General features: G+C 41.9%; 24 protein-coding genes and 1 other RNA gene. 10 read left to right on the top strand and 15 right to left on the bottom strand.

Annotated features, from left to right (window positions below; translation table 11 throughout):
• The first annotated feature begins 1 nt into the window (after window position 1).
• The 3 genes from E3D00_RS06005 to E3D00_RS06015 all read left to right on the top strand — a co-directional run bounded on the left by E3D00_RS06005 (window position 2) and on the right by E3D00_RS06015 (window position 3,555).
• Window positions 2–193 carry a hypothetical protein gene (locus tag E3D00_RS06005; protein WP_141460851.1) on the top strand — a complete coding sequence of 64 codons (192 nt, stop codon included), beginning with the start codon at window positions 2–4 and terminating at the stop codon, window positions 191–193.
• The gene (locus E3D00_RS06010) at window positions 183–1,679 is read left to right on the top strand and encodes a peptide MFS transporter (protein WP_141460853.1); all 1,497 of its coding nucleotides are present in this window, start codon (window positions 183–185) and stop codon (window positions 1,677–1,679) included. Before E3D00_RS06005 ends, E3D00_RS06010 begins: the two co-directional genes overlap by 11 nt.
• Window positions 1,680–1,878: 199 nt before the next feature.
• Window positions 1,879–3,555 (top strand): carbohydrate porin, encoded by a 1,677-nt coding sequence (locus tag E3D00_RS06015; RefSeq protein ID WP_246091376.1) that lies wholly within the window; start codon window positions 1,879–1,881, stop codon window positions 3,553–3,555.
• Between the two features lie 70 nt (window positions 3,556–3,625).
• Here E3D00_RS06015 and E3D00_RS06020 read toward each other — a convergent pair whose 3' ends face one another.
• The 4 genes from E3D00_RS06020 to E3D00_RS06035 all read right to left on the bottom strand — a co-directional run bounded on the left by E3D00_RS06020 (window position 3,626) and on the right by E3D00_RS06035 (window position 7,943).
• Window positions 3,626–5,197, bottom strand: coding sequence for a carbohydrate porin (locus E3D00_RS06020; protein WP_246091377.1), 1,572 nt, complete (start codon window positions 5,195–5,197; stop codon window positions 3,626–3,628).
• 176 nt (window positions 5,198–5,373) lie between these two features.
• The gene (locus tag E3D00_RS06025) at window positions 5,374–5,931 is read right to left on the bottom strand and encodes a DUF1643 domain-containing protein (RefSeq protein WP_141460857.1); all 558 of its coding nucleotides are present in this window, start codon (window positions 5,929–5,931) and stop codon (window positions 5,374–5,376) included.
• Window positions 5,932–5,936: 5 nt separating this feature from the next.
• On the bottom strand, window positions 5,937–6,485 hold the full coding sequence (locus tag E3D00_RS06030; RefSeq protein WP_246091527.1) for a peroxiredoxin: 549 nt from the start codon (window positions 6,483–6,485) through the stop codon (window positions 5,937–5,939).
• A 9-nt stretch (window positions 6,486–6,494) separates the two neighbouring features.
• Entirely contained in the window at window positions 6,495–7,943 is a 1,449-nt protein-coding gene (locus E3D00_RS06035; RefSeq protein ID WP_141460859.1) for a lytic transglycosylase domain-containing protein, read from the bottom strand.
• Window positions 7,944–8,138: 195 nt separating this feature from the next.
• On the opposite strand from E3D00_RS06035, the gene E3D00_RS06040 reads away from it, so the two are divergent.
• From E3D00_RS06040 to E3D00_RS06050, 3 genes are all read left to right on the top strand, one after another.
• Window positions 8,139–9,011 carry an ABC transporter permease gene (locus E3D00_RS06040; protein ID WP_141460861.1) on the top strand — a complete coding sequence of 291 codons (873 nt, stop codon included), beginning with the start codon at window positions 8,139–8,141 and terminating at the stop codon, window positions 9,009–9,011.
• Window position 9,012: 1 nt separating this feature from the next.
• On the top strand, window positions 9,013–9,795 hold the full coding sequence (locus E3D00_RS06045) for an ABC transporter ATP-binding protein (protein ID WP_141460863.1): 783 nt from the start codon (window positions 9,013–9,015) through the stop codon (window positions 9,793–9,795).
• Window positions 9,796–9,863: 68 nt separating this feature from the next.
• Window positions 9,864–10,082 carry a hypothetical protein gene (locus E3D00_RS06050; RefSeq protein ID WP_141460865.1) on the top strand — a complete coding sequence of 73 codons (219 nt, stop codon included), beginning with the start codon at window positions 9,864–9,866 and terminating at the stop codon, window positions 10,080–10,082.
• Between the two features lie 25 nt (window positions 10,083–10,107).
• Here E3D00_RS06050 and E3D00_RS06055 read toward each other — a convergent pair whose 3' ends face one another.
• From E3D00_RS06055 to ssrA, 3 genes are all read right to left on the bottom strand, one after another.
• The gene (locus E3D00_RS06055; RefSeq protein WP_141460867.1) at window positions 10,108–10,500 is read right to left on the bottom strand and encodes a VOC family protein; all 393 of its coding nucleotides are present in this window, start codon (window positions 10,498–10,500) and stop codon (window positions 10,108–10,110) included.
• Between the two features lie 119 nt (window positions 10,501–10,619).
• Window positions 10,620–11,174 (bottom strand): SspB family protein, encoded by a 555-nt coding sequence (locus tag E3D00_RS06060; RefSeq protein ID WP_141460869.1) that lies wholly within the window; start codon window positions 11,172–11,174, stop codon window positions 10,620–10,622.
• Window positions 11,175–11,258: 84 nt separating this feature from the next.
• Window positions 11,259–11,576, bottom strand: a transfer-messenger RNA (tmRNA) gene (gene ssrA, locus E3D00_RS06065).
• Window positions 11,577–11,622: 46 nt separating this feature from the next.
• Here ssrA and thyX point away from each other — a divergent pair.
• Window positions 11,623–12,534, top strand: coding sequence for an FAD-dependent thymidylate synthase (gene thyX, locus E3D00_RS06070; RefSeq protein ID WP_141460871.1), 912 nt, complete (start codon window positions 11,623–11,625; stop codon window positions 12,532–12,534).
• Between the two features lie 19 nt (window positions 12,535–12,553).
• The gene (locus E3D00_RS10535; protein WP_181441938.1) at window positions 12,554–12,715 is read left to right on the top strand and encodes a hypothetical protein; all 162 of its coding nucleotides are present in this window, start codon (window positions 12,554–12,556) and stop codon (window positions 12,713–12,715) included.
• A gap of 300 nt (window positions 12,716–13,015) precedes the next feature.
• On the opposite strand, the gene E3D00_RS06075 is transcribed toward E3D00_RS10535, so the two are convergent.
• From E3D00_RS06075 to E3D00_RS06105, 7 genes are all read right to left on the bottom strand, one after another.
• Window positions 13,016–14,569 carry a TolC family protein gene (locus tag E3D00_RS06075; RefSeq protein ID WP_141460873.1) on the bottom strand — a complete coding sequence of 518 codons (1,554 nt, stop codon included), beginning with the start codon at window positions 14,567–14,569 and terminating at the stop codon, window positions 13,016–13,018.
• Window positions 14,566–16,131 carry an FUSC family protein gene (locus E3D00_RS06080; protein ID WP_181441939.1) on the bottom strand — a complete coding sequence of 522 codons (1,566 nt, stop codon included), beginning with the start codon at window positions 16,129–16,131 and terminating at the stop codon, window positions 14,566–14,568. The genes E3D00_RS06075 and E3D00_RS06080 overlap by 4 nt, the downstream gene beginning before the upstream one ends.
• A gap of 223 nt (window positions 16,132–16,354) precedes the next feature.
• A complete protein-coding gene (gene mdtN, locus E3D00_RS06085) occupies window positions 16,355–17,404 on the bottom strand; it encodes a multidrug transporter subunit MdtN (RefSeq protein ID WP_141460877.1) in 1,050 nt (349 codons plus the stop codon).
• Window positions 17,405–17,407: 3 nt separating this feature from the next.
• On the bottom strand, window positions 17,408–17,659 hold the full coding sequence (locus E3D00_RS10675) for a YtcA family lipoprotein (RefSeq protein ID WP_141460879.1): 252 nt from the start codon (window positions 17,657–17,659) through the stop codon (window positions 17,408–17,410).
• 172 nt (window positions 17,660–17,831) lie between these two features.
• Complete coding sequence (locus tag E3D00_RS06095; RefSeq protein ID WP_141460881.1) at window positions 17,832–20,204, bottom strand: hypothetical protein; 2,373 nt, start codon at window positions 20,202–20,204, stop codon at window positions 17,832–17,834.
• Window positions 20,201–20,854 (bottom strand): hypothetical protein, encoded by a 654-nt coding sequence (locus tag E3D00_RS06100; RefSeq protein ID WP_141460883.1) that lies wholly within the window; start codon window positions 20,852–20,854, stop codon window positions 20,201–20,203. The genes E3D00_RS06095 and E3D00_RS06100 overlap by 4 nt, the downstream gene beginning before the upstream one ends.
• A 134-nt stretch (window positions 20,855–20,988) precedes the next feature.
• Window positions 20,989–21,282 carry a hypothetical protein gene (locus E3D00_RS06105; RefSeq protein ID WP_141460885.1) on the bottom strand — a complete coding sequence of 98 codons (294 nt, stop codon included), beginning with the start codon at window positions 21,280–21,282 and terminating at the stop codon, window positions 20,989–20,991.
• A 568-nt stretch (window positions 21,283–21,850) separates the two neighbouring features.
• Here E3D00_RS06105 and E3D00_RS06110 point away from each other — a divergent pair.
• Both E3D00_RS06110 and E3D00_RS06115 read left to right on the top strand, forming a co-directional pair.
• The gene (locus E3D00_RS06110) at window positions 21,851–22,738 is read left to right on the top strand and encodes a glycosyltransferase family 2 protein (RefSeq protein ID WP_141460887.1); all 888 of its coding nucleotides are present in this window, start codon (window positions 21,851–21,853) and stop codon (window positions 22,736–22,738) included.
• Between the two features lie 4 nt (window positions 22,739–22,742).
• Complete coding sequence (locus E3D00_RS06115; protein WP_141460889.1) at window positions 22,743–24,095, top strand: hypothetical protein; 1,353 nt, start codon at window positions 22,743–22,745, stop codon at window positions 24,093–24,095.
• 305 nt (window positions 24,096–24,400) lie between these two features.
• On the opposite strand, the gene E3D00_RS06120 is transcribed toward E3D00_RS06115, so the two are convergent.
• Window positions 24,401–25,378, bottom strand: coding sequence for an alpha/beta hydrolase (locus E3D00_RS06120; protein ID WP_141460891.1), 978 nt, complete (start codon window positions 25,376–25,378; stop codon window positions 24,401–24,403).
• Between the last annotated feature and the right edge of the window lie 7 nt (window positions 25,379–25,385).

Consider the following 25,385-nt stretch of genomic DNA (forward strand, 5'->3'; position numbering starts at 1 on the left):
CATGGGTATGGCCAGACGTGTGAAAGCATATATTCCACACTGGCCATGGCATGAAATATTTGGTTTTTGTGTTGCTATTCTGTTTGTCGTTATTCTGTCTGTTATTGGCATAAAGGCTTTAATTCTCGCTGGTAAAGCGCATTTGCCGCAAAAAGAGCTATCATCATTGTTACAGATTTTGCATGCCCTTTAATCCATCCCCCCCCTCTGTTCCTGTAGTAGGCGTAAAAAGACGTAAAGCTTTTGCAGTGGTGTTAGCCATCGAACTATGGGAGCGGTTCGGGTATTACGGAATGCAGGCCGTCCTGACGCTGTTTATGATTCAGCAACTGCATATGGCAGATTCTGCGGCTAATTTGATGTTGGGTGCATTTGCTGTTTTAACATATACATCGCCAGTAATCGGTGGGTTACTTGGTGATCGTGTTATTGGAACGCGGCGCACGATGGTGAGTGGCGCTGTATTGCTTGCCATTGGTTATGCACTCTTATCCATTTCATTGCATTCGCAATCATTATTACTCTTTGCTATGGCATTGATTGCAACAGGGAACGGACTGTTTAAACCGAATGCAGGCAATCTTGTAAGGCGTATCTACGAGGGTGATAATGCGGCTTTAGACGCAGCTTTTACTCTGTACTATATGGCTGTTAATGTTGGCTCGACTGTCTCGATGTTATTAACACCATGGTTGCAGCTTCGTTATGGTGCGTCTGTTGCTTTTGCAACGAGTTCTATAGGGCTAGTTGTTGGCTTAATTTACTATGTATTAAAATCACATAGGCTAAATTATATTTCCAGTGCTTTAGAACGAAGACCTATTTCTTTAGGGCGTATTGGACTGATCTGTTTAGGGCTTTTGTTCCTAACCTGTTTAAATGCACTGGTTTTAGGGAGTAATGGATTAGCGAAGATTTGTATTTTTGTCTCTGGTCTGTCTTTAATATTTTCGTGGATTTTTTTGTATTTTCGTTCTGAGGAAAAAGAACGGGCAGGCTTACTTCTGACGTACTTATTATGCCTGCAGGGGACTATTTATCTAGTATTTTATCAGCAAATGATCACATCGCTGACCCTATTTGCGCTGCGTGATGTGGATGGTGATTTTAGAATAGGTGGCTTCACGTTATGGCACTTGTCTGCCGGCCAGTTTCAAGCCCTTAATCCAATTTGGATTATGGTTCTGAGCCCTCTATTAGCAAAGCTATATAATAAACAAGGCCGTAATGGCACGGATTTTTCATTAGCCCGTAAGATGTTGATTGGGTATGTCTGTGTTGCATGTTCATTTGCAATCTGGTGGTGGGCTGCTGCAACAACTCATGATTTGGTTTCTTCATGGGTTATGCTGGTAGGATATGGTTTTTTATCCTTTGCTGAGCTTTTAACGAACGGCTTGGGTTTAGCGATAGTCGCACGTTATACTCCAGCTCGTTTGAGTGGCTTTATGATGGGTGCACTTTACCTGCTTTGGGGTATTGCGATGTATACAGGAAGTATTATCGCCAATCATGCGGCTATGACCAATGATGCGTCTCTTTCTATAGGCCGGGCGCTTTATACAGGTCTTTTTCGTGGCTTGTGTGAAGCAGCAGTCGGTATTGTGTTTGTTCTTTTATGCTTAGAGCCTTTAACGCGGCGCTGGGATCGTTTGCATACGATGTTATCTAAAAGTTAAGTGGGCTATGAAGTGTGTCCTTTTGGTAATAAATTGGACAGGAAAATCGCGAAAAAGAGATAATTTGTTGTAAAATTCCTCTAGTTTATATTAGAAAATATCCATCTTTCTTACGGTCTCAGTTGGGAATGAAAGCGTTCCTTGATTGAGAAAATTTAATGAATTATAACGATGATGAGCCTAGAGGATAAAAATATTCATGCCGAAATTGAATAGTGCCGGGCTAAAGTTACTTAGCATTCTCCTTATGAGTACGACACTTTCTGAAGGTCATCATGCATATGCTCAAGTTTTGTCGGGAGCGCAGGATTCTTCTTCTGGGCAGAATGCATCTATGTATAAACAATACATGGACCGGTTGCCGATAGGGAACCGTCAGTCAGGTGTCCGTTTAAAGCCGCTGCAAGGCGAAACGTTTGAAGCTGAAAAAATAAAGGCGATGGATGATGCTGAATATCATCTTTACGAACGCAAATTATACACGGTCGGAAGCCCGGTTATTCGGACACAGTCTCAGCCTGATGTGCTAGGCGTTGTTAAAAAAAATCAAGCTCAACAAGCAAGCCTCATTTCAGATACAACCGAAAAACACTTCTTTCCTGCAAGTTTTCATGACTGGCTCACTCAAAGCACCATGACAGGAGATTGGGGTGGTTTGAGAACACGTCTGACAGATATGGGTATTAATATTGGTGGACGTTTCTTGCAGGATACCTCAGGAAATCCGCGGGGCGGAAAAGCAAAAACGACGCGTTATGCTGATGAATTTGGTTTGAACATTGATTTTGATTTGAAAAAACTAACCGGTTATAAAATTGGTTATATCCATTTCTCTAGTACATCCCGTCAGGGACTGGGTATTGGAGCTAAGTTACCTGCTCTTGATAGCCCTCAGGAAATCTTTGGTTCAGGTGAGACGGTGCGTTTGACACGTCTTTCTTGGGAAATGAAGTGGAACCAATACGTTGCAACCGAGGTTGGTGAAATCAATACAGAAAATGATTTTGAACAAGGATCAACCTACTGGGGAATGAACGCGTACTGTCAATTCCAGTCTAACGCCATTTGCGGTATGCCCCAATCAATCGCGATGAACTCAGGGTATGGATATTATCCAACGGCTCACCCTGGAGCATGGGTAAAGTTTTACCCTGCCGGGAATGATCATTATCTGGTTCAGTTTGGTGTTTACTCGGTCGATCCTACAATTTCCAACACGCATAATGGTTGGAAAATGAATCTTCACGGCACAACGGGAACATATCTTCCATTCCAGTTAGGCTGGCACCAAGGCGGCGCGAATGACTATAGCGGTCCTTTGCAGACGAATATTAAGGTTGGTGGATATTGGGACACGTCAGAAGTTAAAGATGTTTATTCCCAGTTAGGGACGTTCGAAGTTCCTCAGCAATATTTGGTGTCGGCTCCATCTCAAAAAGTAAGAGGCCGTTTTGGTGGATGGGTTCAGGCTGATCGCATGTTAGAACGCGATAAGAGAGATCCAAGCCGTGGAACTTCTGTTTTTGGTTCTTTTACGTGGGGAGACCCACGTACGTCTGTCGCTCCGTATTTTATTACTTGGGGGGTAACGCGGAAGGGGACTTTTGCGTCCCGTCCTAATGATACTTTTAGTATTGGTATGAAAATGTTGTGGGTGAATCCAAAGTTAACCATTTGGGCACGCCAAATGCAGGAGGCCGGTGCAAAAGGTCTTTACAAACCTTCAGGAGAGCATGCGCTGGAAATGAATTATGGTTGGCGTCCTACTCCATGGCTGATGGTTAGACCTGGGGTGCAGTATATTTGGAATACTGGGGGAACCAAAAAATATAATAACCCTGTGATATTAGATTTAGAAACAGGGATTACGTTCTAATCCGGTAGATATAAAGGTAATAAAAAAGGCGGCATATAAGCCGCCTTTTTTATTAGGAAGAATAATAAACTTAAAGAACGACAGACAACTGAACGCCAAGAACAGCGGCATCTTTAAATGTTGTGGTTGCGCTTGGACGTTGGATATATTGAAAGTCTGGTTGAATATTCAACGCACGGGCTACATGGGCGCTATAGAAAAGCTCGTAAACGTTCTCGTGGCTCTGCACACCGTATACGCTACCCCATTGGTTGTTTTGGAAGGGGAGATGAAGAGCAAGAGAAGATTCTTGTTGAAGAGCAGCGGTTCGGCTCATATCGAAATGTTGCCACATCATACCAACTGTATCGAGGGGGCGTCCCCAATCGGTACCCGTATCAAGTAAGCCAACCCACGTGTGATCTCGCATCGCAACGGTTTTTCCGTCGCTATACATGGCTCCAGCAAGGGCAATGAGACCGTTTGTATCTCCTGCACCATGACGCCAGATCATTTGGTCCATAATGAGCCAAGTACTATTCATTCCTGCTTGATAACGCTGTGCAAGGCCTGTTGCTTGCCAAGAGTTGCCGTTAATATCTTCGTAAAGGTTGGGATAGCTGGAATTGTCGTAGGAATAGCCTAATTTGTAATGGCCAATAAGTTTCTTTTTCCCAAAAGAAGGGATCCAGCCAATTTCTACCGGAGTAGAAAACTTGCCAAGGCCAGATTGCGCCCATGACCATCCTGAAATGCCACCAGTATATTCATGAGGGCTTACTGCAAAAAGACCACTCATAATGTAAGTATTATGGGTAGGCATAACACGCGCAACGGCGCCCAAGTTACCAGAAGGCCAGTCTTTATTTCCTGAAGTGTATTTATTGGGAGCAGGGTTTCCGCAAATAGCCACGTTCATAAAGTCACAGAACATGGGGGAGGAGGCAAAGAACGTTCCAACAGGGATCCAGCCTGCGTTAAGATCTAGTCGATTATGGAAAAAACTTTTTTCAGCATACATGGCGACAAGATGGGCAATGACGTTGCCTCGGGCACCATAAATTTCTTGTGTGGCGGCAAGAGAGTCCCCAAATTGTTGAGAAACGCTCCGTCCATGCCCGTTAACGATAATCGTGTGGGTCCAGAAATCCTTAATACCAGCCAATTTATTCCAGTCGAGATCAAGCTCTAACCCAACTTGCCCGGTATTCGTATAAGTCCGTTGTCTGCCGCCTGTAATATTTCCAGCAAATTCTTCGTTAATCGAAAGGAGTAATTGTATGCCGTGTTTCATAAGCCACGGTTGAACGCCTCCCCAGTTTCCAAAGAAATGTTGAGATTCCAGAGAGGGAGCCGCGGTGGTTTGATCGAGCAGCTTATCTGTAGAGGCGGAACTATGTACTGAGTTAATATTATTAATAGCAATGGGTGTAGGCGCAGCAATCAGGTGAGCAGGAGTATGCCTCACAAGAGGAGACGATAAAGAGCGTGATTTAATATGGTGGATTAAAGGTTGATGATTAATTGGATGAGAATAAGTCCGTGTAGGTGTTTTGATTTTGGAGTGGGGCGTAGAATGCGGAGAAGTACGGATTGTTGCTCCATAAGCATAACTTGAAGAAAGAACGGACGCATAGAGGAGACTTAAGATAGCTTTGCGCAAGTTTTTATTTTTGAGCCTGTGTGTCATTGAGGAACTGAACCATGGGATTTTATGAGAGATATTAACGAAGTTGGTTGTTTTTATTTTATAAAATCAGGATAAAAATGGGAAGTAATAAATTTCAGAAAGTTAATATTTTGGAAATATATAAATAATAATGAACGCAGGGGTTTAATTTAAAGGAAAAGAGACGTTATGTCGTGAGGGGCAAGGGTAAATGGTAGATAAAGAGGGTGTTCAGGTCTTCCATGTTTACTTAGTCTTAGAGTGCTAACGCTTATATTATGCTTTACAAGCATAGATGCTACAGATGGCCCGCGGCTATGAAGTACTTTTGCTTGAGGGGATCCGTACGCTAAAATGACTAAATTGGCTTCTTGAGCCATTTTTAGAATATGTTTGTCATTATCTGGCCCGATTGGGTCATTTACTTCAAGCAAACGTTTTTGATCCGTGCAGCGATAAGCAAAACTATTGCCAATTAAGATACTGCCAAACCCCCATGATCGAGCATATCTTTGACATTTTGCGACCGTTCGATCATCCCCAAATTCAGTCGCTACCGATGGGTTCATCATGAGCCACATTACCGTTGGTTGAGAGGGATCCCACACGCGATGAAGACGGTAGCGGTAGCAATCATTTGTCCCTCCATAAATGGCGGTACTTTGCACGTCCTCCGATAACTGTAAGGGACGAGCTTCTCCGACATTATGTGGAGGTGAGGAACCCATAGTGTTTAGTGTTTATGCTCGAGCGATTTAAGGGCTTGGAGTATTTTTTCAACATGCTCATCGGGGGACATCGCAGCATAGGAAAAAGCAATCCGACCATTAGGCATAATAATATAGGACGTGCGGCTTGAAGTATTCTGTAACGGTTGCTTCGCCTTGTAAGCGTTTGTGATCTTGCCGTTTGGATCAGCTGCAACAGCAAAAGCATTCCGGCATTCACTCACGGAAAAACGCACCAGTTTCGACAGCGGGTCCATGGAGATGCCGATCACCGTTGCGTTTAAGGCCTTAAAATCAGGAATCGCGCCAGCAAATTCATGGGCCTCAATAGTGCATCCCGGAGTGAAAGCAGCAGGATAGAAATATAGGACAACAGGGCCCTTTTTAAGAGCGCTTGCTAAATGGTATGAAAAAACATGTCCACCGAGGCTTGCTTGCGCTGTAAAGTCAGGCGCTTTTGCACCATTATCAAGCGCAGCAAAAGCTGGCGTGTTCAGGGAGAAAATACACCCTAAAAATAAAGCCGATAAAACAGAACGTATGTTGGTTTTCACGATCAAAGTTTATTCAGCTCCTGGAGGAACAACAATGCAGGGCGAGCCATGCGCTAAGTGACGGCAGGCCGCGACAGCATTTTCGTGGGAAAGGCCAGATAAACGTGCACGGTAAAGATGATTTTTACCAACACGAACATTAACAATCTGTGCTCGAGAAGAGGCGAGTAGGCTGCCTCCATGTGCATGTGCGGAAGAGGCAGCACTCGCTGCTTGGCGTGCATTTGAGAAAGCCCCAACCTGAATAGCCCAGTTATGTGGCTCTGATGAGACGGGGGAGCTAACCCTCTGCCGTGCAACAGGAGTTGGCATTCTATATTCGACATGCCTTGAGGCAGGGGCAAGAGCCATAATGGGTTGCGGTTTTAGGTGATGCCCGATTGGAATTTCTTGCGCTGTAACATTGTTATCTTCGTCATTAAAACTAGCGGCTTCTTCTGGAATGGGTTGTGAGGTTGTATCAGCGGAGGGCTGAATTCCTCGTGCTGCCCAAGCAGAACTCACATTGCTTGGGGTAGTAACAGCCGGTGTTGGGGAAACTAAGCCTCGGGAGGCCCAAGCAGAACTGACGCTGCTCTTACTTGAAGCGATAGGAGTAGATGATGCTATCCCCCTTGAAGCCCACGCAGAGCTGACAGAACTTGGGGAAGGGGAGTAATTATCGTCACTGACGGCTTCTGCGGGAGGTGTATAGCTACTGGAAGCTGTTTTTTGAGCCCAAGCAGAACTAACAGAGTTGTTGCCATAGCTTACAGGCGTCGAGTTGTCTGCAAGCTGGACTTGAGCGTTAGGATCATGCTGTGAAACAAGCAGGTCCGCATCTGAGCGGTTATGAGGATAGTAACCAACAATATGTGGCCCAATAGCAGCAACATAGCGTCTGGTTTCGCGTGGAAGGGGACGTCCACGACGTAAATAACTATCAAGACTGCCAGGGCCATCGTTATAGGCGGCTAAGAACCCTGGAGAGCCGTATATATTATACATTTGGCGGATATACGCGGTGCCCGCGAGAATATTGTCATGCGGATCATAAGGATCATCGCCAAGGTTATATTGCTGGCGCATATCGTCATATGTAGGGGGCATAAGCTGAAGTAGCCCCATAGCTCCGGGAACGGATGTAATAAAATTACCGTCTCGATCGAACAAATGACCGCCCGATTCTTGTCTCATGACGGCCCTGATCCATTGAGTAGGAACATCAAAGCGGTCAGAAGCTTCTTGTATATATGGTCCCCATGGATCTTCAGGTGGACCAGGAGGGGCATAATATGATTTTGCGTGCGCGCGATAATTCGCAGCTTCTTGTGTAACTGGTACCTGAGAGTAACTTCCGCCTTGTCCAGGGGTACTGGCACAGGCTGCAAGAAGACCAATAAGACCCAACGCACAACTGGAACGCAAAAGAGCGAAAGAACGGAGGGAAGATTGGAGAGGAGCAGCAATACAAGACATTAAAGGAAGATACCTGCAAGAGAAGACTATCGCAATCATAAAAATATATATAATGATTGAGGCAAAACTAGGAAAAATCTTTATTTTATTCAGGTGTACAGACCAACATTCCATAATTTTACAAACTCTTAAAACGTTGAAAACGTAAGAGGTTGCAACGGTTAGCGATGAAGGTTGGGGGTAGAACGGGTGAATATGTTGTCTTCTGATTCCATGCAAAGAAATTCAAATATTCAACCTGATCCTGTTTTTAAAACACAATCCAAGCAAGTTCATATAAGCGCGACAAAGCGAGCATTGGATGATTGTCGTGAAGCGTTAAAGCTGTGGCGTTTAGGTTTTTTGTTGGGGTGGCTTGATATAAAACTACGCTATCGAGGATCGGCTTTGGGGCCTTTTTGGCTAACCATTACATCTGCCATGATGGTTGGTTCTATGGGTATTTTATATGGCCGCTTATTTGGGCAGGACTTAAGGTCTTACTTGCCGTTTCTTGCTCTGTCTTTAACCTGTTGGCAGGCGGGGATAGCAAGCATGATTCATGAATCATGTAATTGCTTCTTGGAGGCTGACAGTATGATTCGCTCTAGTCGTTTGCCTTTTATGTTACAGGCCATACGAACAGTGGTAAGAAATGCGATTGTTTTTGGGCATAATATTATTGTGCCGATTGTGGTTTTTTTAATTTATGGTGTCTGGCCTGGACTAACAGCATTATGGGCAATTCCGGGATTGTTGCTTTGGGTTGTTTTAGGGGGGGCGTGTTGTATGCTCTTGGGGGTTGTCTGTGCTCGATTTAGAGATGTCCCTCCCATTGTCGGTGCGTTATTACAGGTTATTTTTTATATTACCCCTGTAATTTGGATGCCTGCCCAATTGCAGGGAAAAGCACATTGGCTGCTTTTTAATCCGTTTTATGCTTTGCTAGAAATTGTAAGAGCCCCTCTTTTGGGTGAAACTCCATCACTTGATGTGTGGCTCATTTCGTTGGGTGTCGGTTTGGTATTTTGTGTGATGGCAGCCGCTGTATTCGTGCGTACTCGTGCGCGTCTAGTTTTTTGGATTTGAGATGACGTTAGTTCATTTAGAAGATGTATATCTTTCTTTTCCAGTCTTTCATGGCGCCTCCCGCTCTTTAAAAAAAACACTGTTTTCGCGCGCAAAAAATGCTGTTGTGGCCCCTTCTAAGGTCGGGGGGAATATGACTGTTGCAGATAGTTCTTCAGGCTTGGTCCTTGTCGAGGCTCTGTCTGGAGTGACGTTTGATATCCATAAAGGCGAGCGTGTCGGCTTGGTCGGACATAATGGCGCTGGAAAATCTACCCTATTAAGAGTGCTTGGGGGGATTTACGAAACAGGAAGGGGAGTTGCTCAGATTGAAGGCGACTGTCATGCACTAATTGATCCACAATCCGGTATGAACCCTGAACTAACCGGGCGTGAAAATCTTTATTTATTTGCATATCGTTTGGGACTCCCAAAAGAAAAAATCCCTGTGCTTGAAAAAGAAGTGGAAGAATTTGCAGAACTGGGTCCTTTTTTTGACCTTCCATTGCGCCTTTATTCGTCGGGAATGGGAATCCGGTTGGGGTTTGCGCTGGCAACCATTCCGCGGCCACAAATTTTATTAATGGATGAGTGGTTTATGGCAGGAGATCAGCGTTTTCAGGATAAGGCGAGGCAGCGGTTGGAGGGGATGGTTGGTAGTGCAGATATTCTTGTCATTACCTCTCATACCCTTTCTATTTTGAGGGAGTGGTGCACGCGCATTTTATGGATGGAAGCGGGTAAGATTCGAATGGATGGAAAGGTGGATGACGTTCTCGATGCGTATGAAGCGTCATTGGGGTAGGATTTGGGTTGGTTGAATAAGGTTGGTGCGATAGAGTATAGGTCGATTAATAATGTAGGAGTGTAATTATGTCATATGCTGCAATTGATGCTCGTCGGGTTGCTAAAGCAGCTAAAGCAGCGTTGAGTATGTTAGAGACCGCTCATGAGCAGTCTGAGGCGCATCAACGTAAAACAATCATGGTGGAGCGTATTGAAGCTCTTGCTCAAGCTGCGGCTGATACAAAAGATTCAAACCTGATTACACTTACCTCTGAAGAATTTTGGTTAATTTCTAAAAATTGGTAATCATAAAGAGACCAAGGGTGATAAATCACCCTTGGTACGATGCTATTTCAATTAAATTGCCATCCGGATCACGGCAGTAAATGGATGTTACAGGGCCTAAAGCGCCAATACGAGGAACTGGACCCTCGGTAATTTCTACCTTACATGCTGTCAGGTGTTTGACGATATCATGACATTGAAGAGCTGTTGTAAAGCAGAGGTCGGATGTTCCAGGTTGAGCGCCTTCCGCTGAGGTCCAGCCATTTTCTGTTTCGGGGCGCAAGTTGATTTTTTGCCCGCCAAAGGAGAGAGCAATCCGGTTGTTGCGGCCATACTCTTCAATATCCATTCCCAAAACACGTTGATACCATGAAGCAGACAAGGTGGTATTTCGAACGGTTAGGACGAGGTGGTCTAAGCGGTCTACTGTAAAGCGCATATAGTCCCTCAAAAATATTTTATATATGGTTTTCGATAGAAATAAGCGTTGGTTATTTCAACAGATCTTATGGGTAATAAAGAGATCTGTTGAAAGTGTATAGTTCGAGATGACTTGATTTAGTTTTTAGGACGATTACGGAAAGCGTCTAAACTTACAACATCTGCTGGTTTCTTGTTCTGATCATCGGCAGACTCGGTTGCTTCGGCTGATTTTTCGAGAGTTGTTTCTTCAGTAGAATGCTCTTCTTCAGACATCTCGTTTGCTGAGACATTTAAGAAGCGTAGAGCTAAACGCATATGTGGATCTGCAAAAGCCGTGATAGCCGATATTGGGATGGATAGGATGCTCCCGACGCCACCAAAAGAGAGCCCTACAGAGACAGTCTCTTTATCTCTGTTAACGGCAAGATCCCAAAACTGATGCTGGAGAACGATGGTCATTTCTTCAGGGTACTGGGCGCGCAGACGGTCAGGGATGATGACATCAGGGCGGTCTGTACGGAACGTAATATAGAAATGATGGTCCCCAGGAAGTCCTTCTTCTGCAACATGCTCAATGGCACGTAGCATAACTTCACGGTAAGCATCTTCAATCCATTGATCGTAGGGAAGAAGGCTTTCAGGGAGTTCGTGATCAAAACCATCCTGATCATTGTGATCATCGTTGCTCATAATGTTTCCGCCTGACTTTTCAAACAATGATTAAGGTCTGCGATAGACGCGAGAAAAAGACAAGAGGTTTTACAGAATATGAGGTGGGAGGGCTTCTGTTGCCCGGTGCCCTCCCGAACCGCGCTTATCGCTTATGCAGCAACAGCGAGCACCTCAGAGTTATCGTTGGCACTTGTAAGTTTAGCCCGATGACGGTGGTACAATGCCGGGCAAAAGATAAGTCTTTACCATGCGTGTCGAGCCTGTTTCGTCCCCATAAGACCTTGAAAGGTTTTTCTGGTGGAGACGCCGGGCACTGCCCCCGGGTCCACAACACTTATTTCACTTACCGTTTATCGCCATAGCTAGAGCGAACTCCAAGCACTTCTATAGATAGGTAAGAAAGGTATTTTCTGCAAGAGGAAATGAGGGGGTGAGCAAATGTTGTTTGTGTGCTAGAGCGTAATCTATGGCACTGACATCTGAACAGCGTGCTGAGATTGCAGCACAACGAAACGAACCTCAACTCACCAGCCGTCCAACGGTAAAGGCGATGGAGGAGCTCTTATTCACACCGATAGAGGTGTTGGATCATGGCTTTTTGCGCGTTGTTGACTATATGGGCGACGATAGTGCGATTGTTCAGGCTGCGCGTGTGTCTTATGGTCGGGGAACCAAGAAGGTTTCTGAAGATGCAGGGCTGATTCGCTATTTAATGCGGCACCGCCATTCATCTCCGTTTGAAATGTGTGAAATTAAGTTTCACGTAAAGCTTCCTGTTTTTGTCGCGCGTCAATGGATTCGTCATCGTATGGCGAGTGTGAATGAGTATTCTGCTCGATATTCTATTTTGGATAGAGAGTTTTACCTGCCAGCATTAGATCAGGTTGCGGCTCAAAGCCGAGACAACAGGCAAGGGCGTAGCGATGCTCTAGACCCAGAAACGGCGCATAAAGTCCTCGACATTTTACGGCATGATGCGAGCCGTTGTTATGATGATTATGAAACCTTGCTAGATCCTGATGGGATTGGTTTAGCGCGTGAGTTGGCGCGTATGAATTTGACTCTCAACACCTATACACAATGGTATTGGAAAATTGACTTACATAATCTGATGCATTTCCTCTCATTGAGAGCAGATTCGCACTCTCAATATGAGATACGAGTCTATGCAGAAAAAATGATTGATGTGCTTAAAGCATGGGTGCCCGCAACAGCATCTGCGTTTGAAGAATATCGTCGTGGGGCATATACGTTTTCTGCGGGAATGCTAAAGGTTATACGGCGTCGCCTAAGTGGTGAAAACGTAACGCAAGAAACATCGGGGCTTTCCAAGCGTGAATGGTTGGAAATGAATTCTATTTTGGAAACGCAATCGTAAGAAAGCGATGTAGACGTTTATGAGCGATTTGGATGAGTTGTTAAAAAAAGCGCGTGAAGTTAAAGCCGAGCGTTCTTTGGAGCCTTATCCAAAACCTCCTCAGTTTTGGCCGTGGGCTGTTGTTGCTGTTCTACTTATTGGGCTTTCTTTAGGGATTCACTTTTTCTGGCCAGCACATTAAATTCAATAAGAAATTTTTTCATATTCCAGAAATAGTTAACAAATTTATCCACAAGTTCAATAAGATAGAACAACTACCTGATTTTGAATTATATTAATTTGATCAGTTTAATAATGGCCGTATTTCAAGGTTTTTTCGACGGTTATGTGTGAATTTTTTAAGTCTTTTGTGTAAATAAAATAATTTTCTTATCCCACTAAAGAGAAAAATCCACAGAGTCCAGTCTTGACTTTTAGAATGGTTGATTTTGCCTCCAATTTTATAAAAAAGGAGACAACCCGAAAGAGAAGAGGCCTCGAGTCAGAGCCCTTTGGGAGGAAGATTCTTGTCTATAGGCTGATCGTTCGTGAGTGAACCACTCGCAAATGCTAAATCGGTCGCTGCAATTAATGAGGCGTAATAAGCATCTGATTCATTCATTTCAGCATCAATTAAACTATTTTGAGCCATGGCGAGTTGAACAATGGATCCAATATTATTTTGATAAGATATAAGAGAAGCATCAAAACTTGATAAACTGGTTTTTTCGAGTTTTTCTGAAGCTGAATAGGCACTTAAACTCGTACTAAGAGAGTTTTCAGATACAATAATTTGCTTAACAGAGTTATCGACCGTTTGTTGTAAACTCGCTTCTGAACTATCAGACATGTTTTTAGCTTGTTTTAATGTCGCAGATCTTAACCCTCCATCAAATATTGGCACAGTAACCCCACCGAGGATTATTCCGCTAAAGCTATTGGTCGAGAGATTGTAGGTTGGAGAACTATTACTCCCAACGCTAGGAGCAGAGGAAAGGCCTAGTCGACCTGTTGAATAAGCCATATTTCCAGATAAAAAGATTTTGGGAAGAAACTCTTTTTGAGCTGCTTTAACACGGCTCTGCGCAGATTTAACTTTGGCATAGGCCGCCAGAACATCGGGGCGTTGTTCAAGATATTCTTGTATAATATTATCAGTTAAATGAATTGTGTGAGTATCAAGATCATGTTTTTGAATATCCTCAATAGCGATATGGGATTTTGGTGAAATACCGATATTATTAATGAGGGTTATATATGCATTGTTTAACGCTCCTTGAGCTTGCACAAGGCGAACTTCAGATTGTGCAATAAGTTGTTGTGATTGCAGGAGGTCTGTTATTGTTCCTTGGCCATATTTTAGTTTTGCTTGAGCGGCTTTTTCTATTTTTTTTGCATTATTGAGGGCTGTTTGAAGTAAAGCAATATGTGCTTTATTTGATAAATAGCTATAAAAAGACACAGTAACATTATAGATAATTTTTTGATGTTCTTGTGTGAACATAATGTTACTAGCAATTTGATCTTCTCGTGCAGCTTTTATGAGGGCCTCTTTTCTCCCAAAGTCAAATAAAAGCCACTGCATACCTAAAGTTTGGATTTCTCCATGAGCAGATGCACTCGTAATTGAATTGCCTTGATTTTTGCGATGAGTGTAGCCGCCAACGATTGTTGCTGTCAGTTGTGGAAGATATGTACTCTTTGTAATTCCAACGCTTAACGCTGCGTTTTTGGCTTCTTCCCACGCTATTTTTGTTTGTGGGTTATTGGACTGCGCTAAGTCAATGAGTTCAGGAAGAGTAAAATTATGTGCATTTTCTACAGCAGAGGCAGGCCGTATCTGGATATCTTTATTAGCCGGTAAGGAATATTCCTGAGGCATCAAAAGTGTATGCTGACGTGAATGTTGTGGAATAATCACATTTTGAGCGTTTACCGTTGGTTGCCATGCTTGGTCTGAACGTTGTGGAGCTGTTCTTAACTCTTGCGATGCGCAGCTACTGAGAAAAAATAAGCTACAAAGTTTACTGAAACAGGCAAGTTGGCGGTTCTTCATTGGAGATGAGACTCTAGCTTTTCGATTTCTTGTTTTGCTTCATTTAAATTGATGTTCCCAATGAGTAAACGGTAACTTAACTTTTCTGCCTGTCTGAGAGAGTAGAATTTGTCTGTGAAACAAATATCTTTCGAGTAAGAATGGTAAGGTTCGAACTGAACAAATTCAAGGTTAAGTTTACCTGCTTCAATAGCGGATTGGGTGCTAGCAAAAGCTTCTTCTTTTTCTTGAATTGTTGTGCTCTGAAGTTGTTTTTGTAGCATTTGAGAGATGGTAGTGATTTTTTTTGCAAGCGTCTCAAAGGAGCTTTTAGGCCATATACTCGAAAAAACAGCATACGTAACGAGGTTACCAATTAAGACACCTACAATTCTATCTCTCGCTGTTGTCATGTCCGTTGTTGGACCAAAGTCTTTTAATATACAAAGGAAAAACGTAAGGCCTAGTTGGAAGCCCCCATACGAAATTCTACTATCTCCAGCTTTAAGCCAACCAGAGAGTAGAGACATTATAAATATAATAATTGATAAAAGAGTTATTTCGTCCATATGAGGGAATAAATAGATTATACTTAAAATACTGACCCCTCCTCCGATAAGAGACCCAATAAAGCGCATTAGTTCTTTAGAAATCATTTCTCCAACGCGGGGTAATGCAACTAAAAAACATGTGATGATACAGGTATGGATACCTGGCCAATCAAGCGCTTTAAAAATAAGATAGCTTATGAAAACAGCTGCTGTTCCTTTAAGAGCAAACCCAACATAGGTAGGGTTCGTGAACGCATCACTTACAAAAAACCCTTGTTTTTTCTGGGGCGGTTTTTCTGTTACTTTAGATGGAGATATCTCGTTGGGAGGAGTAGTAAAATTGACGAGTATGTCCGGAATGGTACGTAATGGTAATTGGTCGGATTGAATGTGGACGTGCGGAATATCAATAGGATAATTACCTTTAGAAAAGATGGTATATATTTCTTCTAAAGAATTGATCAGATCTTCTGGGGATTCGTCAGAGTAATGTTTGCTAATATCTAACGAGACGGATAATAAAGAAAGGCTGGAGATTGCGGCTTGTTTTAAAGCAATAAGGTCTTTTTCATCCCACATTCTTTCTGAAGAAGCGAGATGAACATATTTCAACATCTCTTCAGGGCCACTGTGGATCAGATATAATGCAGTTTTTTCATGAGATGTGTTTTTGTTTTTTAATAATGAAATACTAAGCTTAATATTATATGCAATTTGATCTGTTAGAAGTTTTTTAGGGGAAGGGCTTATAATGACACCCAAGGTCATCATAAGAGTTGCAGGAATAGACATAAAAAGATTTGAATACAGAATAGACCGCGTAATCTTTTCGCCGATAGGATAATCCACAAACGTAATAAAAAGATAAACAGTTAGCATCCCGCCTATACTAGCGAGTGGCCCTAATTTTGTAGCTGCTGATAAAAAGAAAAAAACAAAAGAGAGTATAGCAACAAACAAAGCTATTAAAAAAATATGATCTAAGCAAAAAAGAACACATAAATATATTGATATCATAATGGATATTATCAATACATGTAGGACTATTCCACTCTTTACATTAGAAACGCGGTCCTTCTGCCAGAGAGCAAGCGAGATGAGAGGAAGCAAATCCAGTCCGGGTATTTGCCATATTTCCCCTATCAAAACGTTTATTGTGCAGCTTGCAGCAATACACAAAGCATACTGTAAGCGGTCAGAGGTCCTTACACACGCTAAGAACCATAAACGTTTAAAGGGTAGGTAGTAGAGTGAATTAATGGCAGGCCGCGCCATAACCAATCTCTACAGTAGACGTTGTACCAAGGCGTAAAAGTCTAGGGTCAGCCCCTTCTAAGCGAATACGAACAGGAAATCTTTGGGCGACATGCACCCAGTCCATCTGACGGGCTACCGTAGGAAGTTCACGCCCGGGCGTTGAGCTGTCAGATGTAGCCACTCCCCAGCCAATACTATCAACATATCCTTTAATCGGAATTTTACGATTAATCATAGAATATACTGTCGCACATTCATGTAAGTGAATAGGAAACAGATGAACTTCACGAATATTGGCAATAGAAAACCATTCATCATCGACAATAAGCGTGAAGAGTACTTGGGAAGCTGTGAGAACTTCCCCCTTCTTAATGTTTAAACTAGAAATATAACCATCTGCAGGGGCTGTCACAACGGTTTGCCGAAGTTCATATTTGGCATGTTCTAAAGCCGCTTTGCTGGCTTCTTGAGAAGCTAGAGCTGTTTTTAGATCACCAATCGCGATTTCGGCTGCGTTGTTCTGTTGTTGGGCTTGTGTGTATGCCAGTTCTGCATTGTGCAAAGATGTGCGAGACTGGTCGAATTCTTGCCAAGGGATATAAGCCTGCTCAGCTAAAGGGTGTAAGCGAGCTGTTGTTCGAGCTGCAATATCTCGTTCATTTTTGGCTTTTGCAACTTGGGATTTAGCGACTTCAGCATTTCTGGTTTTGACGGCAACGGAACGTTTATCATCATCTACTTTTGCCGTAGCAATATCTAAATTAGCTTGCGCCTGAGCCACTGCGATCTGATAAGGTTCGGGGTCTATTCTGTATAATAGGTCCCCTTTTTTGACGTGCTGATTAACTTTCACCCGCAAATCAATTAAACGACCGCCAACTGTCGATGCCACATGAACAAGGTCGGCGTCGAGTTCTGCTGTTTCTGAACTGGGGTGTAGATTATCCTCCCGGTTCATGTACCACCCTATAATAGCAGCTATGAGAATAACTAAAATTGCTATAATAACGCCGATGGAGCTTTTCTTTTCAGTGACAACAGTTTTCATAGTTTATGGACCAAAAAAAGTTCCCCAGATGAGTAATGCAGCAATAGTTCCTAAAGCTGTGTAAGTAAATAAATGGTATCTTAATAGGTTGTTAATATTTAGAAGAATAAAAATATAGCGTAGAGTAAATGTAATAATAATACCTAAAAAACCACAGAGCATCCATGCAGGAAAGTAAGCACCAACGATAGGGAATGAAGGTGCTGAAGTACAGGATGATAGCAGTAAAAAAACGAATATTAGTGGCACGCGCATTACAGAGCGAAAAAGAGAGTAAAGTTTTTCATATCTTGCGCTTATCTTTTTTTTAAGGATTTGGCAACTAGTTCTTCCGGGCGCAGAACGGCGTTAACAGATAGATTAAAGTGGCTTTGTTAAAAATGTGATTTATCAAGCCCCCCGAAGGTGGGCTTGATAAATTTAAAAATCAAAAATCACTTAATGCGATACGTTTCCAGTGATTGTTTGATACACAAACATAATGATATTTTGTATCATCTGAAAATTCACCAGCGCTACATGAAGCAGAGCTTGAGGGCGGAGTATAAAGGGCCTCTTTAAAACGCCCTAGCGCATTAACATTCCATGCTTTTATTGATGAGATATTACCAGCATTTGTCGTGGCATAAAGTGTTGTAGCATCTAGGGCTTCTAGCATAGGAATCTGCCCTGATAACCAGTTTACATATTTAAACGCTAATCCTTGACCTTTTCCAATCACTCCTCCTTCTTCAAAAGAACTTTCCCCGAGGATAGTCATATTTCTAGAAATAGTAGAATCACCGTCAACATTTAGCAAACCAACGGTTAATCCTCCTTCTGTTCCGGAGGTATTTCTTAAAGAGATATGATTGTTGTCAGCTGCGTAGAGATAAGGATGTCCATGTGTATCTCCATTCTGAGGGACAAAACCTAAGCTACTTCCGTTAGTCGTTGTGGCCCCATTAGGAAGAGATACACTACCATCCTGATCCACATATAACCCGTAATGAGGTTGTTGAAGGCTTCCTCCAGCGCCTAACCCTAGGGCATATTCGTGATTAGGGGGGTTATAAACAATTTGTCCGCCAGGGGTGCCGCTTTCATCAGCAGGATTTTTGGATGCATCAGCTCTCCATTGTAGGTGTAAAGAAACTTTTTGTTGTGCTGCAGGGTTGTTCTCACCTGTGATGGGCTTCGAATCACGATATTGAATAAGGCGGAGTGTTGATGTGTTTACTCCTCCGGTCCCAAGTTCAGTCCCCCATGTTTGCGCAAGACTTGTGTCTCCAATGTTTGCACCAAGAGTGTATGGTGCATAAAAATTAGAACTTGTGATCGACCCGTCCCCCATAGCTTGGTAAGCGACAGAACCAGATAGGAGATTACGCACGTGATAACCCAGTGGAAGTGCATGGCCACCGTCGATTGTCCAGCCATAACTATCTTTTGTTAGCTTCCCTCCTCCGCTGTTATTTACAGCGAGAGTATAGCCATGGAGAGAGTTAAGATAATCGGCTGGATCATGGTTCCACATATCTACTTCATGATCACATTCATGAACCAGACTTCCTATACTGCCATTCGGGTTATTAAGATCGCCGTGTTTGCTTTGTGGCTCAAGGTCACATAATTCGTATTGCGTAAATGCTTTAGTATACATCCCAAATAGAATTGCGGGAGCTTTGATTTGTGTAAATTGAGTGTCCAGTGCAGGCTTGGAGCCATCTAATGTGTCTCTCCCTGGAACTTTCTTCCAATCTGATCCAAATCCATAAGTGTTTTGTTGAGGAACGACCCATCCATCAACGGTAATATTTGGAATTGTTCCATCAGGATTTTTGGTCCATGCAACGATAGTTCCAAAATAGGTATTAAATGATCGTCTAAATTTTTTATGTGCCTCCCAAGGCATATTCCAGTTGGATGTTGGGATTTTTTCGTTAGCAACGCCAATTTCATTTGTCGCAACATTCATCCCATCGTGAATCAGATTGCCCCAATATGCGGGTAGTGCAGGAGAAAATGTTGCGCCGGCAGGAGTAAATGTAACGGTGTGTGTAATACCGTCAGGGTCTTTGATAGCCCCTGATGCAATAAATTTTGGTGGAGTTGATCCAGTTCTGGTCCCGCGGACAACGGCATCATAGTTCATATAATTGAGCATGACGCCAAACTGTCCCGCAGAGACACCAGTTCCTTGTCCGCTTGACATGCCGTTCATGGCGACAAAGTCAACGACTGCACCAAGATTAGTACTATCCGGTTGACCAAAAATCCATTCGAACGCTTTTGCGTCTGGGCGTTGACCTCCTAAAATGAGGGCTTTGTCCGTTGGAATACCGGGCATTCCTGGCGTATCAAAATATGAATTATCCGCAGCTTTACCTGTAAAAAAACTGCCTAACGGAGAAGGTGGTTGATATCCCGCATAACTATTCCCGCCGGAATATGTTCCAACACGCAAGAAACTGCTGGCATCGAGTTTTTGTGTGTTGATAGGGGCAGTTATATTACCCGTTTTGTCTAACCCAGCTACTTTTGTGCCAATATCTGTTTGCTGAACAGAGTTGTCAGCATAAGTTGCGATATCACCTAGGTTTGCAGACCAAGGTAGGCCAGAAATAACGTTCTTATCTGACAATCCTCCCGGAGCGAGAGTAGGGGAGGTTTTTGTCTCTGAGCTCCCAATGCGATCCATGAGAGCATTATTGGGAGCTTTTAAAGGGTGCTGGATATGGTTGGGAATAATCTGGCTAGCAGCATAGCTGGTTGAGAATGAAACATAGGAAATGGCTGCAAGTATAAGAAATTTATTCATTTGGCTTCTCCTGTGGAGATCATAATATATTGACCGTTGTTCCATAACGCACCTGGTACAAGTGGGTCTTGTGTAGGGATATCAATTGAGAGGAGCAAGTGACCATCATCACTTACTCCTATAGTTGAAAAACCATTCAGCGAGAGGTGCTTATTTTCTGAAAGACCTGCGACCCCGCCAGGACTGTTTTTTTGAGCATTAATTGCGGTGTTAATATTAACGATGGTTGTATTAGAGGCATCATAAACTGCTTTTTCTGTAGTAGCTTTGATTTCACTTAAGATTTCATCTGCTTGATGAGACGATGTCGCTGCATTATGCTCACTAATTGCTGCAGCATTTTGTGAAGCAGTTGCTTGTGTGGCACTTACAGACGCGAGAGATGCACTATCTTTGGCCTCGGCAATGAGGGAAGGTAGATTTGTTTGTGATAAAATACTTTGGATTTTTTTCTGCACTGCGTCGCTATTAACAGCTTCGTTAAGAGTACTGGCTGTTAATGTATTAAAAAAGGGGCTAGCGACAACACTTTGAACGAGAAAATTTAAACTATTTAGAAGAATGTTTTCTGGAGTGTTTGTATTTGTGTTGCTTAATACTGAGGGAGGTTTGTCGCTCGGAGCGCAAGTGGTGCTATCTGTTACAGGCATAGGAATTCCATGATGATTGGGACGTCCATCCCAGTTGTTAAAATGCTTTAAAAAGAAGAGAGTAATTTTTAATTGTTTCTTATTTTTTTTTGTAAGTCGAACTGATCGTGTAACTCATTATTGTTGAGTATATCCTAGACTGATAAAGGAAACGTCGGAGTTGTGGCCGTCTTCCCTTTGAGGGCGATTTTGATGTTCGCTAAACCGTCTTCAACTTCGATTGCACCAGCTTCAATTTTGCTGATACCAGCCAGAAGTGCGCTCACGTCATAATGTTCTTCTAAAAGAGGAGCGAGATCATCACTTAGATTACCAATTATAGCAGCGGTTGCTTCAAGTTTCGCTTTTTGTGAGGGTTTGATCTCTTCGTCAGCAGCATTTTCAATGATGGTGACGAGTTGTTTTGTAATGTCAGATGCAGTTGCCATTATATGTTTTCCTATAAAAAAGCTCCCCAGAGGGAGCGTTGAAAAGATCGTTCAGTCTGGTAGTCTTGGCTTTCCCTAGGGTTGAGTTGGAAGCACAATTCAGACCTATTACGACATATAACTGTCGTATAAAGTTGGCCCGAGACAAGTTATGTAGTAAATAGCTTATCAAGGGGGTTTGCCCAGATCAGGTTTCGTGAAAGGTGCTAGACCTGCTAAAATCGACAGCTACGTCTGTGTTATTTTTTGTTAATAAGTCAGTATATTTGCTTTCAACGGATCCATATACTGGTAATCAGGTTCAGGTATGCAGCTACCTAGTAAATTAAGGGGGCGAAAGATCGTAATGACTCATCCACGATTTATTTATGTCAGATCAATACCGCGCGCAGCAAGGGATAATTGTAACGAGCGCTTATAATCGCGTGTAGTGAAAACCGACAACAGTTTTATTTTTTTATGTTGGGAAAAGTATTTGGGTTGAATGGTTTGAATTAATTTTTGGAATGAAACTTTTATTTTACACAAGCTTTCTTTACCATTACTAATTTATATTATAGGAGTTTTTATGCAAACCCATATAGTTGCTTGTGCGAGAAATGAAAAAGAAAATATAGTAGAGTGGATTCTATACTATAAATATATTGGCGTAAATAAAATTTGGTTGTATTGCAATGATGATGATCCGATTCCTTTGTATAAAGCAGTATACCCTTTTACACAGGGACCTAATCCACTTGTCAACTTTATACATTATATTGGCGAAGGAGAACAAAAAAAAATGTATAAAGACTACATAAATAATTACATGGATAGAAATATATGGGTCGGCTTCATAGATATTGATGAGTTTGTGACGATAAGAGAAAAATTATCAATCAATGATGTTCTTGCTAAATTTACACAATACGATGCAGTACATGTCAATTGGTTCAATTTTGGTCCTGGCGATAATATATTTAATTCTAATGGTTTAGTAACAAAAAACCTTATACATCGTAATAAATTTCCCAACCAGCATGGAAAAGTATTTGTAAAAACTTCGTGTATAGATGAGGATTGGATGAATAATGATTTAGGAACGTTTTTCCATGGGTTTGGAGCAAATTACAAACATAAGCCTTTTTCAGATGGAATTGCTAATATTGCGACAACATGGGGAGAGAATTTTTATGATTTATTTGAAAATGATTTTCAAAACTATGCAGTAAATAATTCTGATAACATATTATCTACATTTTATATAAGTCATTTTCAAATGCGTTCTTTTGAACACTTGGTGTCTAGATCTAAAAGAAAAATGGCAGCAGATTTTTTGGATCAAAATAGATGGCGCAATATATTGTTCGAGAACACATTTTGGCAAGTAATAGAGGCCGATAATGAGGTGGAAGACACTTTTTTGAGGGATAATGTGCCGTTAGAATTTTCTTTTGAAACAAAAGTAGGAGGGTGAAATTATGTCGTATGCTGTTTTGTTTAAATGCTATGATTGGAATGTCAATATAGAAAAGCAGTTTATGCGCGTTAAGGAGAATTGCGACTTTGGAGATGTTTTTATAGTTTTTGATGTCGATCAGGGTAATTTGAATAAAGTACCCTCTCAGTACCAAGTGTTTTGTGTTAGTGAAAGAGATTTATCGGATGTAGGGCTTGCTCGAACAGGGGGAATTTGGCTTTATTCTGAATATTTGATTATTTTGTTTTGGTTAAAAAACATCCACTATGATTACTATATTTCACTAGATTCTAGCGTGGGAGTTTACTCAAATTTGGATTTTATTATTCAAAAAATGGAAGAGAATAATATTGATTCATTATCTCACGATATAGATACGGATATAGGACATTGGCCTCACCTTGGGTCATCGATAGATTATTATGACTTTAAAGATATAGATCCGAAACTCTTTTTTATTTCATTTTTTTCAAGAGCCGCTATATCGACAATTTATACAAAAAGACTGATTCAAAAAAAGAAAAAAGTAGAACAAAATAATAATACTTTTCCTGTGAGTGAGGTTGTTTTGGGCTCTGAAATTAAAATTATGGGATTAAAAGAAGATAAACTGATTAATTATTGTGACAATTTAGAAAATTATCATTGGAATAGAGGGATTCCTATTCAATATGCTGATGAGTTTGCTGAGGGACAAACTTTTATTTACCCATTGCTTTCAGAGGATGGGGTTATATCTTCCAATACAACTCCTGATATTAAAAAAATTGATGATGTAATCATCAAAAAAGCTATCTTGTTGAATAGTACGTATTTTTATATTAAAATTTATAATTTAAAGGATAATACTGAAGAAGACAAAAATTATATATTAGATACTATAAAGAATAATCTAAAAGAAGATAGTAGTAACGGATATTTCTTCAAGGAAAAAATACTCGATGGTTTTGTGGTCAGGCAAAGTTCTAGATCAGAATATTCAGATCCATATAGTAGTGAGAAAGATGTAATATCTTCAGTCCCAAAAGGTCGATATAATCATCATACGAATGAAGAAACCAATCCATTTATTGAGGTAGAGTTTTTTAACGCAAATGATGTCTCTGAAATATACCTATATGATAGGCCAGATATTATAAGGGAGTATTTATATAAAATTGACTATATCTGCGAAAATGGCTTCATCATTACAGCCTACCAGAGCTCACATATAGAAAGGCTTGGAGATATAGTATCAGGCCCGAAGGTTATAAATATAAATGAAAAAATACGGTCAATTAGAATATCTATTATTGGAAAAGGTATGCTGCACCTTGATTCAATCATCATATGCAGGAGAACTGAAACTGATTGAATTTGACTAATTTTAGGTGATTTGAGAAATTAAAGTTTTTCACTGAGTAGAAAGCTTGGATACGTTGGATGTATCAAGCTATAGCACTACCATTAGGAACAAGAGGAACGTAGTGCTAACCTCCTGTACGGGACTGCTGTTGATGGCAAGTCTCGTATTGGTTCTGGCGTGTCGTTGATAAAGACGGTTATATCCTGTGATGAAACTATTACGAATGTGACGCAAAGCGCGTTTAAATCTCGTAAAAAACGATGTCGCACTCTCTCTGCAAATTTTACAACAGGCCTACATAAATATGATAGACATCACTTTATGTTAGTGTAATCAGATTCATTCTGTATCGATGCATTTTTTCCAAGATGCATCTTAAAAAACGGGAAGATTTTGTTCAGTGCCAGTTCTACGGCCTCTGGTTTGTCATACAAATCGTAATGAGAACTGTTCTCCAATGAAACGATCTGTCGATCTTTAGAGGTGGTAGCCCGACTATAAACTTCTATGCCGTCTCGATAAGCCCCAAATGCGCCAATTTTTTCTCCTACTACAACCATGACAGGCTGGGTCAGTAGGGTTTCTGCAAAAGCAAATGCATCCCATGACAAAATTTTCTGTGCATGACTAAACAACATTCGTGTCCAGCCACCAGGTTTTTGGCCACGGGGTGTTTTATAGTAGTCCGTAGCCTCTAAAACATCTCGATCTGTCAATCCATTTGTACGAGCGGTCTCGATGTTTTGTGGTAACAGTTCATTGACTTGAAGTTCTTCTCCTCGCGCTTCTTTCGTACGTTGCGTTGACATGGCCTCTAGTGTACCGAGAGGATTAAATTCGCTGAAGCCTTCGCGGAACAGGCGACCGAGATTGATCGGTGTAATAGCGGCAACAGCCTTAATCCGCTTTTCTGTCAGCGCAGCGTTGATAACATACCCCCCGCCGGCACAGACACCAATTACACCGATACGATCTGCATCGACATAAGATAGTGTCACCGCATAATCGATTACATGACTAATATCTTCGACCCTCTGGGATGGACTTTCAATCCAACGAGGCGCGCCTCCACTTTCCCCTTGATAGGAGGCATCATAGGTAATGACGACAAAGCCTTCTTTAGCCAACGCGTTGCCGTAAACATTCCCTGAGGTCTGCTCCTTACAGCTTCCAAAAGGATGAACACTGACGATGGTCGGGTAAGTCCGGCTTTCATCAAATCCGGGTGGAAATAAGATATTGGCCGCAATCGACCATGGCATATCACTATTTTGGATTTGGACTGATTTCATCTGAATA

This window comes from Swingsia samuiensis (assembly GCF_006542355.1).
GTDB lineage: Bacteria > Pseudomonadota > Alphaproteobacteria > Acetobacterales > Acetobacteraceae > Gluconobacter > Gluconobacter samuiensis.

Bases quoted from the DNA above. Each gene is read 5' to 3' on its own strand.
- E3D00_RS06005 (WP_141460851.1), top strand. From the start codon at position 2: ATGGGTATGGCCAGACGTGTGAAAGCATATATTCCACACTGGCCATGG.
- E3D00_RS06010 (WP_141460853.1), top strand. From the start codon at position 183: ATGCCCTTTAATCCATCCCCCCCCTCTGTTCCTGTAGTAGGCGTAAAA.
- E3D00_RS06015 (WP_246091376.1), top strand. From the start codon at position 1,879: ATGCCGAAATTGAATAGTGCCGGGCTAAAGTTACTTAGCATTCTCCTT.
- E3D00_RS06025 (WP_141460857.1), bottom strand. From the start codon at position 5,931: ATGGGTTCCTCACCTCCACATAATGTCGGAGAAGCTCGTCCCTTACAG.
- E3D00_RS06035 (WP_141460859.1), bottom strand. From the start codon at position 7,943: ATGTCTTGTATTGCTGCTCCTCTCCAATCTTCCCTCCGTTCTTTCGCT.
- E3D00_RS06040 (WP_141460861.1), top strand. From the start codon at position 8,139: ATGTTGTCTTCTGATTCCATGCAAAGAAATTCAAATATTCAACCTGAT.
- E3D00_RS06045 (WP_141460863.1), top strand. From the start codon at position 9,013: ATGACGTTAGTTCATTTAGAAGATGTATATCTTTCTTTTCCAGTCTTT.
- E3D00_RS06050 (WP_141460865.1), top strand. From the start codon at position 9,864: ATGTCATATGCTGCAATTGATGCTCGTCGGGTTGCTAAAGCAGCTAAA.
- E3D00_RS06055 (WP_141460867.1), bottom strand. From the start codon at position 10,500: ATGCGCTTTACAGTAGACCGCTTAGACCACCTCGTCCTAACCGTTCGA.
- E3D00_RS06060 (WP_141460869.1), bottom strand. From the start codon at position 11,174: ATGAGCAACGATGATCACAATGATCAGGATGGTTTTGATCACGAACTC.
- thyX (WP_141460871.1), top strand. From the start codon at position 11,623: ATGGCACTGACATCTGAACAGCGTGCTGAGATTGCAGCACAACGAAAC.
- E3D00_RS10535 (WP_181441938.1), top strand. From the start codon at position 12,554: ATGAGCGATTTGGATGAGTTGTTAAAAAAAGCGCGTGAAGTTAAAGCC.
- E3D00_RS06075 (WP_141460873.1), bottom strand. From the start codon at position 14,569: ATGAAGAACCGCCAACTTGCCTGTTTCAGTAAACTTTGTAGCTTATTT.
- mdtN (WP_141460877.1), bottom strand. From the start codon at position 17,404: ATGAAAACTGTTGTCACTGAAAAGAAAAGCTCCATCGGCGTTATTATA.
- E3D00_RS10675 (WP_141460879.1), bottom strand. From the start codon at position 17,659: ATGCGCGTGCCACTAATATTCGTTTTTTTACTGCTATCATCCTGTACT.
- E3D00_RS06095 (WP_141460881.1), bottom strand. From the start codon at position 20,204: ATGAATAAATTTCTTATACTTGCAGCCATTTCCTATGTTTCATTCTCA.
- E3D00_RS06100 (WP_141460883.1), bottom strand. From the start codon at position 20,854: ATGCCTGTAACAGATAGCACCACTTGCGCTCCGAGCGACAAACCTCCC.
- E3D00_RS06105 (WP_141460885.1), bottom strand. From the start codon at position 21,282: ATGGCAACTGCATCTGACATTACAAAACAACTCGTCACCATCATTGAA.
- E3D00_RS06110 (WP_141460887.1), top strand. From the start codon at position 21,851: ATGCAAACCCATATAGTTGCTTGTGCGAGAAATGAAAAAGAAAATATA.
- E3D00_RS06115 (WP_141460889.1), top strand. From the start codon at position 22,743: ATGTCGTATGCTGTTTTGTTTAAATGCTATGATTGGAATGTCAATATA.
- E3D00_RS06120 (WP_141460891.1), bottom strand. From the start codon at position 25,378: ATGAAATCAGTCCAAATCCAAAATAGTGATATGCCATGGTCGATTGCG.